The 11,882-nt window shown below is 43.2% G+C and carries 10 protein-coding genes; 3 read left to right on the top strand and 7 right to left on the bottom strand.

Annotated features, from left to right (window positions below):
- Positions 1 to 107: 107 nt before the first annotated feature.
- From GX654_19595 to GX654_19575, 5 genes are all read right to left on the bottom strand, one after another.
- Entirely contained in the window at positions 108 to 1,097 is a 990-nt protein-coding gene (locus GX654_19595; GenBank protein ID NLD39070.1) for an iron ABC transporter permease, read from the bottom strand.
- On the bottom strand, positions 1,094 to 1,852 hold the full coding sequence (locus GX654_19590) for a slipin family protein (GenBank protein NLD39069.1): 759 nt from the start codon (positions 1,850 to 1,852) through the stop codon (positions 1,094 to 1,096). Before GX654_19590 ends, GX654_19595 begins: the two co-directional genes overlap by 4 nt.
- Positions 1,853 to 2,206: 354 nt before the next feature.
- The gene (locus GX654_19585) at positions 2,207 to 3,301 is read right to left on the bottom strand and encodes an ABC transporter substrate-binding protein (GenBank protein ID NLD39068.1); all 1,095 of its coding nucleotides are present in this window, start codon (positions 3,299 to 3,301) and stop codon (positions 2,207 to 2,209) included.
- 149 nt (positions 3,302 to 3,450) lie between these two features.
- Positions 3,451 to 5,526: a TonB-dependent receptor plug domain-containing protein gene (locus GX654_19580; protein ID NLD39067.1), complete on the bottom strand. Its 2,076-nt coding sequence runs from the start codon at positions 5,524 to 5,526 to the stop codon at positions 3,451 to 3,453.
- A gap of 397 nt (positions 5,527 to 5,923) precedes the next feature.
- Positions 5,924 to 7,036 carry a helix-turn-helix domain-containing protein gene (locus GX654_19575; GenBank protein NLD39066.1) on the bottom strand — a complete coding sequence of 371 codons (1,113 nt, stop codon included), beginning with the start codon at positions 7,034 to 7,036 and terminating at the stop codon, positions 5,924 to 5,926.
- A gap of 238 nt (positions 7,037 to 7,274) precedes the next feature.
- Here GX654_19575 and modA point away from each other — a divergent pair, with 238 nt between their 5' ends.
- From modA to modC, 3 genes are read left to right on the top strand one after another with little or no spacing between them, the layout of a single operon-like run.
- The gene (modA, locus tag GX654_19570) at positions 7,275 to 8,051 is read left to right on the top strand and encodes a molybdate ABC transporter substrate-binding protein (protein NLD39065.1); all 777 of its coding nucleotides are present in this window, start codon (positions 7,275 to 7,277) and stop codon (positions 8,049 to 8,051) included.
- Between the two features lie 15 nt (positions 8,052 to 8,066).
- Entirely contained in the window at positions 8,067 to 8,765 is a 699-nt protein-coding gene (gene modB / locus GX654_19565; protein NLD39064.1) for a molybdate ABC transporter permease subunit, read from the top strand.
- A 3-nt stretch (positions 8,766 to 8,768) separates the two neighbouring features.
- Positions 8,769 to 9,857 carry a molybdenum ABC transporter ATP-binding protein gene (gene modC, locus GX654_19560; GenBank protein NLD39063.1) on the top strand — a complete coding sequence of 363 codons (1,089 nt, stop codon included), beginning with the start codon at positions 8,769 to 8,771 and terminating at the stop codon, positions 9,855 to 9,857.
- 147 nt (positions 9,858 to 10,004) lie between these two features.
- Here modC and GX654_19555 read toward each other — a convergent pair whose 3' ends face one another.
- Positions 10,005 to 10,883, bottom strand: coding sequence for a molybdopterin-binding protein (locus GX654_19555; GenBank protein ID NLD39062.1), 879 nt, complete (start codon positions 10,881 to 10,883; stop codon positions 10,005 to 10,007).
- A gap of 473 nt (positions 10,884 to 11,356) precedes the next feature.
- Positions 11,357 to 11,725, bottom strand: a complete 369-nt coding sequence (locus GX654_19550; GenBank protein NLD39061.1) for a hypothetical protein — start codon at positions 11,723 to 11,725, stop codon at positions 11,357 to 11,359.
- Positions 11,726 to 11,882 lie beyond the last annotated feature (157 nt).

Below are 11,882 nucleotides of genomic sequence, written 5' to 3'. Positions count from 1 at the left end.
TAATATTTGATATCCTCTTTCAGTGGATATTTTATATGGACAACAAAATATATTGTATGTACGATCAATCCTTAACATTAAAATTTATCCTGTCATTTCAATAGATTTTAGCTTGACGCCAATGCGCCGCTTGCGGGTATCAGGTAACGGTGGTCATTACCCAGGATCATCCTGCCTGTATGAGGCGCAATAAGACCGACAAACCCTATAACCCCTACAAAGGCGACTATGGCTGCCACAAGCAGGCTTGCAACAACCATGATAAAGATGCGGATGTGGCCTGCATTTACACCCATGCTCTTTGCGCTTTCATCGCCTGCTGTCATGAGGTTAAGGTCCCATACCCTCATAAAAATAAGGGGGAGACATATGAGCGAAGCTATCAGAAGAAAACAGACCCCGTTCCAGTTGAGGCTCGAAAGGGATCCCATACCCCATAATGACATAATGTTTCGCTGCTCATCGTCTGCTATGTAGGTTAAAAACTGGTTTGTCGCCTGAAACAGGTAATTGACAGCAATCCCTGCAAGCACCATGGTCTCTGATGTTGCGCCTCTCAGAGCTGATAGCGAGATGATGAACCCGGAGCAGAGCATGGCGCACAGGAAGGCATTACCCACCAGGAAATAGGGGCCGTTAAGTATGGTAACGCCGAACACTGCGCCGATAGATATACCGAAATGGGCGCCTGATGATATGCCAAGGGTAAAGGGGCTTGCCATGGGGTTTTTTAAGACCGCCTGCATCACGCACCCGCATATGCCAAGACCCGCCCCTGATATTATTGCGCCCAGGATAAGCGGAAGCCGTATCTTGAGTATGACATGGGTTATAAGATCGTCTACCATAAAAATGTCAGGGATTAACGTGTTAACAATTGTTGCGTACACATCCGAAATCTTCATGGGGACCTGTCCCAGGGTGAGTATTACACCTGCTGATATAACCAGAAGGGCGGCAAGACTGATCAGAAAAAGGGCCTTTTTCCAGAGGGAATGTGAATGGGCCACCCTGACCCGGCTGAGTTTGCCTCTCTTAGTCTTTTTCGGGATTCCGTAAAATGAACGGATGGTCGACTGCCTGTTCACCTGTTTCACCTGTTAATGGCCTTGATACATCCGAGCATGGTCCCGGTCTCATCAACCCTGTTGGTTACAACTATGAGATTTTTTTCCTTGGCTATCTCGGAGAGGTTCTGGAACTCACGGAGCTTCAGGGCTGTCGGTGTCTCTTCATAAAGCTTTGCAGCCTCACTCATGCGTTGTGATGCCTGGAACTCACCATCCGCAAGGATAATCCTTGCCCTTCTTTCCCTCTCTGCCTCTGCCTGCCTTGCAATGGCACGCAGCATGTTTTCCGGCAAAGCTATATCTCTGATGGTTACAACATCAACATCGATACCCCATGAACTTGTTAGTGTTTCAAGGGAGGACTGAATTCTCTGGTTCAGGGCTTCCCTGTCCGAAAGGATCATGTCAAGATCATTCTGGCCCAGTACATCCCTCAGAGTTGTCTGCGCTATGAGGGCTGTAGCGGCCTCATAATCTTCAACCTCGACAATGGCCTTTGATGCATCCTTTACGTGATAATAGATGACCGCATCTACATCCACACTGATATTGTCCTTGGTTATGATAGTCTGCTTCGGCACGTCGAGCTGCCTTATCCTTAAGTCCACCCGAACAATCTGATCAATAAATGGGATGATAAAAAAAAGGCCTGGACCTTTTATACCGGAAAGCCGCCCGAACCTGAAGAGGACTGCCCTGGCATACTGCCTTGTTATTTTTGCTGAAAACAGGAATAAAACCAATAAAACAACAATGAGTATTATACTTTGTAAGATAGACATAGTGAAAACCGTTTAAAAAATATAAATAGCGTTTAAAAATTACATATTACCTTTTACAAATCAGGCTGCTTTAAGTCAATATATTTCTATATTTTTATTAACATACTGTATTAATTAAATATTTTACCTACATAGACTCATGTAAAGATATCAAATCCTCAATATTTAATATATTCTATCTAAATCAACTGAATTGTAAAAATTACATTTACCCTAAGCTTTTTTGTCTAAGATTTTTAAATACACGCCCGTTGTAATCCTTTTTTTAATCAAACTAAGAGGAGGCAGGAAATTATGATAAACAATGTCAGGGTTTCTGACCTCCTCATCGCATGTTTATAAGGGCTGATGTTGTCAGTATATTATCCCCTTCATCTCATCATCCGATAAATCCACACCCAGAAAGAGGCTATAGAACTCTTTTGAATCCTTTATGATGTCTATCTTGTATTCATCAGGGTAAAGCATGTTGGTCAGCCACTTTAACCCCATGAGCCTCATAAATGACGGCGGTCTGTCAAACCAGTTGAATGGTGACTTTGGAATCAGATGAACCTTCCCTTCCCTGACTGCCCTGACCTCCTGCCACGCCGGGTCTTTTTCTTTTACAACCCTGTTATAAAATTCCCTGCTCTGGGCAATGATAAAATCCGGGTCATATTTACCTATCTGCTCAAGGGTCATCTTTTCAAATCCCATGTGGCTTGATGTATGACAGCGGTGGATATTCGTATCACCGGTGTACCTGAGCATTTCCACATGGATGGAGTCATCGCATTCCGTGCTCAGGCCATCATCCTTTTCTGCGTAATAGACTGTCGCCCTTTTTCGCTGAGAGGTTTTATCAACAACATTTCTGATATCAGTTAATATCTTTCTGAAATAGTCGCTCAGTTTTTTTGCCCGCTCCTCTCTCCCAAGCACATTCCCCAGAAACAGATAGATATCCGGATAATCATTGAAGGTTTCTGCAACAGCATACACAACCGGGAGGTTAAGCTGATGCAATGTCTCAGCCATTCTTCCCGGTTGTGTAGGGGAGGGTTTTTTAGTCGTCCACATAATTACCAGATCAGGTTTCGCCTCCAGGATATTTTTTAAATTCTGCTCCTTATTCTTGCCGGATTTATCATCTGACTCAGGAATAACATCAAGGGCCTTACTCATATATCGTTTGTCATCACCGTTAAAGCCCTTGAAGGTTACGAGAATAGAGGGATCAATCGAATAGACCAGATAAGAACCATAAGCCGATGGCACATAAGCCTTTTTAATTGAATCGGGGATAGTAACTTTGCGGCCTGCCATATCGACTATCTCGCGGGCTGACGCAATCCCCACAGGTAAACTGAATAAAACAATCAGCATGATAGAAATAGTGAGTAATATCAGGGGCAATTCTCCTATCCCTGATATCAGGCTTATATGATTTGAGTATATTTCCTTCATTGTGTGTTACCTCTGCATCCTAATTAGATAGAAAAATATTTATACCTGAACTGAGACCAGTATTATACTTTGTAAGATAGACATATTTGATTTCCTCCAGATCTATTGAGCCGTAACCGGATCAACCTTGGTTGCGGCTCATGATTACTCTAGTAAATAAAAGACAATTCTATACCGATTGTGCGTCCACGGTCAGGGTAATAACCCGTAACATATCTGGTTGAGTAGTGTTCATTTCCAATATTTCGACCGAACAGGGTAGTATTGAGGACAATATTATTGAAAACGAAATCCCTGCTGATATTGGCATCTATCCTTGTGTATCCACCGAGTCCGCCGTACTGTGCGGTTCCCATTGGGCTGCTTGAGTTCTGCCATTCGTCAACCTTCCTTATTGATACATTCGCCTTGTATTGATCCCATTTATGGGTAAGGGCAAAGGTATAGAGGTCTTCCGGGTTGCTTTTACCTATAGAATCGGTTGTAATGCCTTCACTTTTCGATTCATTATCAAGGGTACGAGTCCAGCTTGCCTTATAGGTTGTATTTTTAAGTACTGTCCCCTGGATCATCACCTCAAGACCTCTTCTAAGCTCATCGGACTCGCTGTAATAGTAATAGGTAGAGCCATTTAGATCATAAGTGTTGGATGTTGATGATTTTTTATTTTTTATATCGATATCGTACCATGTAAGAGACGGTCTGAAATATGATGCATATTCTGCCGAGACAGAGAGTTCAATACGTTCCTGATTTTCCGGATGGGGTGTTGCATCACCTTCGAGCCTCATGTCAAAATCACCTACTGTGCCCTGTTTACCCTTGTAATAGCGACCGTTCATGGTGTAGGTGTCTGTAATCTTCCAAAAAGCACCCAGCGCATAAACCTTGGAAGGTGCCATGTCTAAATCTTCGTTCACATCTTCGCTACCTGATTCATCTATGTGTTTTTTATCCTGGCGATATCCTGCATCCAGGGTAAGGTTTCCATCGTAAAATTTCTGTTCCAGAGATGTGGAAAAACCTGTAACCCTGGTGTCATAACTGCTCCACTTGGAACCTGCGCTTACCCCATTGCTCTTAGATATTTGGCCCCCGGCCTGAAACAGGGTATTTCCAAAAATCGCATTATGGCGGATACCCATTCCCTTTGTCTCTTCGTCGTATGTGGATTCTCTCATGGTTGAGTTGATGAAGCTTCCGTTATGTTCCAATTGCTCAAATTTTGTCTGGAATAAATTAATAATGGTGGTCTGGTTTGGTGTCCATTGCACTCCCATATCGGTTGAAAACACTTCCGATTTCAGTGGGTCATAATACCACTTGGCATTATCTATGGTTCCGTCAAACGTGACCCCGCGCTGCATTTCAAAGTCTCCGGAATCCTTGTAAGCCATTGTGTTGATGTTGAATTTTCCGATATTTAAACCCATATTGACCATTCCGCCCTTGGATTTTCTACCGTCAAACCAGAGTGTTTTACTCGGGCGGTCTGATGCAGCGCCAAATACCCCTCCGTATAAATTGACACCTGATTCCCATTCATGCCTTGTACCTAAATACAGGCTTTCAGAGGTTGCTGTAGGCTGGTCACCAACCGATTTTTCAATAGAACCACTCAGGATGGCTTCTGTCTTTTTAGGCTGTTTTGTCCTGATGATAATATAACCTGTGTTGATCCCTGAACCGGAATTTGATGAACCGATTGGAATGGATGGGCCAAGTGAAAGGGATGTTGACCCGCGTACGACCTGCATTTCTTCTATGGCAGAGACCGGGAATTTGTACAGGATACGGTTAATGCTTGAAGGAAGGACAGCGCCGTCAATAATATAGGTGAAATTACCTCCCCCGCGCTGTGACACAAAAAAGGGCTGTTTACGGCCCTGATAAGTGACATTTATACCGACTGCATTTTCTACCAGATCAAAAAAGTTGCTCGGTTGCAGATTTTTGATATCTTCTTCCGTAAAGACCTCTGTCCCAAACTGGGCACTTTTTTCAATCCTGTAAATATTTGTAATACTGGATGGATCAAGGTCCTCCCGCATGGAGACCGGTTTATCAACCACAGTCATCGGTTCTACCTGCTGTGCCTGTGCAGTCTGTTTTTTTGATGCCTTTTCCTCTTTTTCCTCATCATCACCTGCCACTGCATATGGCGCAAGGGCAAGGGATGTAAGAATCACGCTAATTTTTACTAATTTCCTGTATCTGAATTCCATTTAAAACTCCTCCCTATTGATTTCAATACATCTCTTTTTTAAAAAATATCCATTTTCAGGCCCTATGATGCCATTGGCCGGTTTCATTTTACCGTGTATCCGCGAATCAATTGTGTGGTTTTAAATAAGAAAAACCTTTTTCCGGGAAGGGATATTAATGGCTATTACTTATTTTATAAACTTAATTTGTACGCTTAACACGTTATATGCCAGAAATAACATAACAGATTTCAGATAGTCAAGCCAATTTTGTAAAAAAATTTCAGGGTGTTTTAAATAGCTTTGAACATTTTCTGATTAAAAGGCCGGATAGTGATTGATCCGAAAAAGATTTTTACAAAGTGAATATATATATGAATGGATAACCCCGCTAAAGGATAGCGGGGCAGGATAAGTGTCAGTTGATGATTTTACCCATTGCAGAGCCGTCATAACCGGGAATGGCATCTATCTCTTTCCTTAATATCTGTGATTGCAGGGCATTGGTAAGTATTTTTATTGTGGGGTGGTTCATCATGTCATCAGGGATAACAAGGTCGCAGCGGACAGATATGATCGGAACAAACCCAAGGTCATAGGAATCGGCAACCGCCCTGAGGCCAAGGGCCGCATCTACTACGTTGCAGGCCACCTTACTTGCGCCATCCCGGTGTGATGTTACCTCATTCTGATACCCGTTTATAGCAGTTCCGGGTATCCCTGCCTTTTTTAATTCGTCATCAAGCAGAACCCTTAATGCGGCCCCCTGCTCCCGGTTTACAAACCGCACCATAGGTTGAGCCAGGTCAGCCACATTACGAATGCCAAGGGGATTGTTACGTGCCACGATCAGCCCCTCTTCCATAAATGAAAATCCAAAGATATGGCATTTCATTTGCCCCAGTTTCTCATTGGTAATGGCTACATTGGCCTCAGCATCACCTGTATTATGCAGATGAGTCCCAGCCACATGGGCATGACCCTCTGCAAGGCCGTTTAAAGAGGCATGGCTTGATGCAAACAGGCAGTGGACACGAAAGTCAGGCGCTATACGTGAGATATGATTTGCAAGGATCTCAAATGCAGGGTCGCACCCCATAAGTATAATGGTATTGTTCAGCAGGTGTTCAGGAAGAAGTATCTGTGTCTTTTCACCGCCATTATCCAGAAGGCCGTCTGCTGCTTTCAGGCCAAAGGAGGTGGCCCTTGCACCCTTGAGCGGGATGCCAACCAGCCGGTCACGGACCTTTGCAAGGGAGAGCCTGGTTGAAGGGGTATTATCACCATTTATTACATGCACCGGCTGGGCTTCCACCGGTTCATCCATTATAAAAAGGTCTTCAACACTGCACCCGAATAAACGGGCCAGTTGAAGGGCAATGGCTGTATTTGGCAGATAACGCCCTGATTCAATATCATAGATGGCCTGACGTTTTATGCCTATTATCTTTGCAAGTTCATCCTGTGAGAGCTTTTTTTTAACCCGGTACTGCCTGAGGTTGCAAATAATCGTATTACCCTGCTGAGTCATATAAACTCCCTGTCATATGCCTTTTTGGCATGGTGAAAAGGTTATGTTGTTGAAAACCTTTAGCTGTTTTTATTGCATGTGCCATTTTAAAATATAATTGACAGTTAAATAATACAATAGTAGTTTTCTTATCAGGAATCATATGTTGTCAAAAAGAATTGGTCAAATAAATAATACTATATAAAAGACAGTATATAGAAGAGAAAAAAAGGAGCAGGATATGGGCTATAGAAAGGGAATGAATTTTTTTATTACCATCAAGTGTCTGCTGATTTGGCTTGTTGGTATCTCCACTGTTACCTTTGCAGCACAGGGTGAGCAAAAGGTAACAATATTTGCTGCTGCCTCAACAACCAATGCCATGACAGATGTGGGAGAACTGTTTGAAAATCATAAAATGGGGAAGGCCATTTTATCATTTGCATCAGCATCAACACTGGCAAAACAGATTGAACAGGGGGCACCCGCTGATATATTTATTTCTGCAAATTCAGAGTGGATGGATTATCTTGATACAAGAAAATTGCTTGAGCCTGGCACCAGGTTTGATTTTTTAAAAAATATCCTGATGCTCATTGCCCCGGTAACAACCCCTATAGACCATATTGATCTGGTGAAAGGCCAGGATCTTGGAAAATATCTGGGTGATGGTCTTCTTTCTACAGGTGATCCTGATCATGTCCCTATAGGTAAATATGCTAAGGAGGCACTTATAAACTTAGGCATGTGGCAGGGTCTTGAAAACAGGATAGCCAGGGCAAAGGATGTACGGGCTGGGCTGGCCCTGGTTGAACGTGGCGAGGCACCCCTTGGTATAGTTTATGCCTCTGATGTAAAGATATCAGACAAGGTTAAAGTTGTAGGGGTATTCCCTGAGGAAAGCCATAAGCCAATAACCTTTTCTGTAGCCATTATTGCTGGCAAAAAAAGCGCGGCAGCAATTAAATTTCTAGAGATGCTTAAAAGCCCCGAGGCAAAGGATATTTTTACAAAATATGGTTTTATTGTTAAGTAGTGTAATCAGGTTATTATGACTTTTTTAAGTTTAACACCACTTGAGCTTGAGGCCATCCGTTTAAGCCTTCTTGTTTCATTGTGGGCAGTAGCAGGTGGTCTCCCTTTCGGTATTGCAGTGGCATGGCTTTTATCGCGTTTTTCTTTTCCCGGTAAATCCATTGTGGATGGCCTTATTCATCTGCCGCTGGTTCTACCTCCGGTGGTTATCGGGTATCTCCTCTTAATCCTGCTCGGGCGCAGGGGTCTGATAGGTGCATGGCTTTATGAATACCTTGGCATCACCATTGCTTTTACATGGAAGGGCGCAGCCGTAGCAGCCGGTATAATGGCATTTCCGCTTATGGTGAGGGCCATTCGTATTTCTCTTGAAAATGTAGACAAGGGGCTTGAGCAGGCGGCACACACGCTGGGGGCCGGGCCATTCAGGGTATTTTTTACTATCACCCTGCCGTTGATCATACCCGGTATTATAACCGGTTTAATACTCTCTTTTGCAAGGAGCCTTGGGGAGTTTGGCGCCACTATAACCTTTGTCTCCAACATCAGGGGAGAGACACAGACCCTGCCTCTGGCCCTTTATACCATGACGCAGATGCCAGGCGGTGAGTTACCTGCTATCCGCCTGTGTATAATATCTATAATTATTGCCATGGCTGCCCTGATGGTATCTGAGTTTATGACCCGGCATTTTTCTGGACGCATCAGGGGTTAGTCTATGATAAACCTAAGTATAAAAAAAAGAAATGGTCAGTTCCAGATTGACGCCTCATTCGCGTTCCATCAGGCAGGTGTTACTGCCATTATCGGGGAATCAGGGGCAGGAAAGACCTCTATAATTAACATGGTTGCCGGGCTCAGGCGTCCTGATGAGGGTCATATAATAGTAAACGGGCGCACCCTGTTTGACTCAAAAACCGGTTGCAATATCCCCCCGGAAAAAAGGCATATAGGCTATATCTTCCAGGATGGCCGCCTGTTCCCTCATCTTTCGGTAAGGCATAATCTCACTTACGGGATGAATCTTATACCTAAGAATGATAGATTTATTACTGTTGACCAGGTTGTTGATCTATTGGGTATTGGACATCTCTTAAAAAGGATGCCTTCAAATCTCTCCGGTGGTGAAAAGCAGCGTGTAGCCATAGGCAGGGCGCTTCTCACCAGCCCCACATTTCTCCTGATGGATGAACCGCTTTCTTCACTGGATGAGGCGAGGAAATCCGATGTGCTGCCCTTTATCGGGAAACTCACAAGCGAGTTTAAGATACCTATCCTTTATGTCAGCCACTCTCTTAATGAGGTGCTAAACCTGGCAGATACGGTTGTTATACTCAAGGCCGGGGGTGTGATCTCCTTTGGTGACGCTGGTGAGGTGTTAGGCCGGCCTGACATGCAGCAGTTCCTTGGCTCCTCAAATTACGGGGCTCTTATTTCTACGGCGATTGAAGAACACAGCCAGTATCTTACTCACCTTCGTTTTAATGGTGGGTTGCTTCATGTGCCCCCCTTGAATTTTAAAAAAGGGTCAAAAATTATTGTCCTGATCAAGGCCAGGAATGTGGCAATCTCCCTTGACCAACCTTCAAATACAAGTTTTCAGAATATTCTTCCGGCCAGGGTAGATGAAATAATAGAAAGAGATGAGATGATGGTTGATATACGCCTTGATATAGGCTGCATGATAACAGCAAGGATAACCCGTGCAGCAAGGGAGTCCCTCGGGCTTAAACCGGGACAGCAGGTTTATGCCCTGATAAAGGGGGTTGCTGTTTCTACAGGGAATTTATCATTGGAAGATGAATAAATTTTTGACTGATATTTAGTTATTTCATTTTTAGCATATATTATTATTGACATAAGTTAAATTTTTTACTATACCCTACTCATTGGGTTTTTTGGATTTAGCCAGAAAGGCCGGAGGAGATGCTCCCCCGGCCTTTCCATTTACATTTTACTGCTTCCCAAACCCGCACACAGGATAACGGCATTCTTCACATCTTGCACATAAACCGCCATGTCCAAGTGATAACACATACTCCCTGGTAACTGTTTCACCGGCTATTATCAATGGTAGCACAAGATCAAAAATACTTGCTCGGTGATACATAACACAACCAGGGAGACCCAGAACAGGTACATCACCCAGGTATGCAAGAAGAAACATTCCCCCTGGATATATAGGAACCCCGTATGTTACAATTTTGGCCCCGGTCTTCCTTATGCTTAAAGGGGTAAGATCATCTGGATCAACTGACATCCCTCCGGTGAGCGCAACAAGGTCAGCACCTTCGGAAACAAGTTCATGAATAGAGGCGACTGTCTTTTCAACATCGTCAGGCACAAATACCTGTTTTATAACCTCACAGTTAAGCCTTGCGAATTTCTCTTTCAATATCAGCCCGAATTTATCCTTTATCCTTCCGCTGTATATTTCAGTCCCGGTTGTTATAATCCCAACCTTCAGGCTTCTGAGTGGCTTTATTTCAATCACCGGAGAAGATTCCTTGCATATCTTTTCCGCCTCTCTGATATTCTTTTCATGTGTTTCAAATGAGATCGTTCTGATTTCGCCAACAGGTGTTTCATCGGTAACAGCATGATTCCCATGTATTGTAGAGAAAAATATACCAACAATGGAATTAATTTTAAGGAGGGCCTCTTTGTTTACCTTAAGCACACCTGCGCCTGATGAAAAAAATCCGGTCCCGCCATCAGGCATGCCTGTTAACCTGATACCATTTCCTGATGCGGCCTTTGCAATTATGGCTGAAGTATCATCTTCCTGTAAATAATCGACATCAAAAGTACTTTTCTTTCTTAAATCATTCATATGTTTCCTCCTGCAGCCAGACAAGCCGGGATATTCATTTAGATATTTTATGTATTTTCAAAATGTATAGTATAAATATTATTTACTGTCAATAAACGTCATATATGCATATATTATTCTTGACATAACCGAAGGGATTAAGTATTAACTTTAACCATATCTTTCTATTTCTTCCGTATCCGCCGGAAAAGGCCAGGAGAGTTGCTCTCCCGGCCTTTTCCATTTTGAATGCATCTCTGTAATTTTGGAATGGATTTTATTTTTAATGGTTCAGTCCTGGTTACTTAAGTAACTATTTGATTTTATTACAGTAGCAAAAATTAATTAATTATTTCAAAAATAACATATATTATTCTTGACATAAGAGAAAAAACCCATTATTTTGCAGACATATTACTTTTCTATTTCTTCCCGATTCCGACATAAAAGGCCGGGGGAGTTGCTCCCCCGGCCTTTTACATTTTATGAGATGCTTATGGATGGGTTTCAAGCACATTCATCAGGGCTTCTTTCCTGGCCTGACCTGCTGTTAAAAATTTGCCCACAAAGAGCATATGAACCGGAAGCCCTATATATTTTACCTCATCAAGGAATTTCCCCACAGTAGAGCGGATTATCTTCTGTTTATCAAGGTCTCCGGCATTACACACAACCGCGACAGGTGTATCCGCAGGGTAATGGCGGTTCAGGTCCTTGAATAATGCGGGGTAATCAAGAAACATGGTGTAAAAGGCCATGCTTGCCTGATGCGACATGAGTGTTTCATTTTTATCTGTCCTCTCCTCCCAGTCTGCTGCAGTCAAGATCACAGAATTTGTGTCCCATCCGTATGGCGGGCTCATCTCCACCGCTGCGCTCGCAGCCTGAAACGCACCTATTGTCAATGGTCGTTAAAAAGTGAGCCATTTTCGGTCGTGAAAACTGAGCCACTTTACATTTCAATTTGATCTGATTTTATTGCCTCCTTTTCATTATTCTTTCTAAGACGATAACTATTCC

The sequence above is a fragment of the Desulfatiglans sp. genome (genome assembly GCA_012513605.1).
GTDB lineage: Bacteria > Desulfobacterota > DSM-4660 > Desulfatiglandales > HGW-15 > JAAZBV01.
This window is presented reverse-complemented; position numbering and strand designations above follow the sequence as displayed.

Excerpts from the sequence above, each read along its gene's own strand:
- GX654_19590 (NLD39069.1), bottom strand. The coding sequence starts at position 1,852 with ATGTCTATCTTACAAAGTATAATACTCATTGTTGTTTTATTGGTTTTA.
- GX654_19585 (NLD39068.1), bottom strand. The coding sequence starts at position 3,301 with ATGAAGGAAATATACTCAAATCATATAAGCCTGATATCAGGGATAGGA.
- GX654_19580 (NLD39067.1), bottom strand. The coding sequence starts at position 5,526 with ATGGAATTCAGATACAGGAAATTAGTAAAAATTAGCGTGATTCTTACA.
- GX654_19575 (NLD39066.1), bottom strand. The coding sequence starts at position 7,036 with ATGACTCAGCAGGGTAATACGATTATTTGCAACCTCAGGCAGTACCGG.
- modA (NLD39065.1), top strand. The coding sequence starts at position 7,275 with ATGAATTTTTTTATTACCATCAAGTGTCTGCTGATTTGGCTTGTTGGT.
- modB (NLD39064.1), top strand. The coding sequence starts at position 8,067 with ATGACTTTTTTAAGTTTAACACCACTTGAGCTTGAGGCCATCCGTTTA.
- modC (NLD39063.1), top strand. The coding sequence starts at position 8,769 with ATGATAAACCTAAGTATAAAAAAAAGAAATGGTCAGTTCCAGATTGAC.
- GX654_19555 (NLD39062.1), bottom strand. The coding sequence starts at position 10,883 with ATGAATGATTTAAGAAAGAAAAGTACTTTTGATGTCGATTATTTACAG.
- GX654_19550 (NLD39061.1), bottom strand. The coding sequence starts at position 11,725 with ATGAGCCCGCCATACGGATGGGACACAAATTCTGTGATCTTGACTGCA.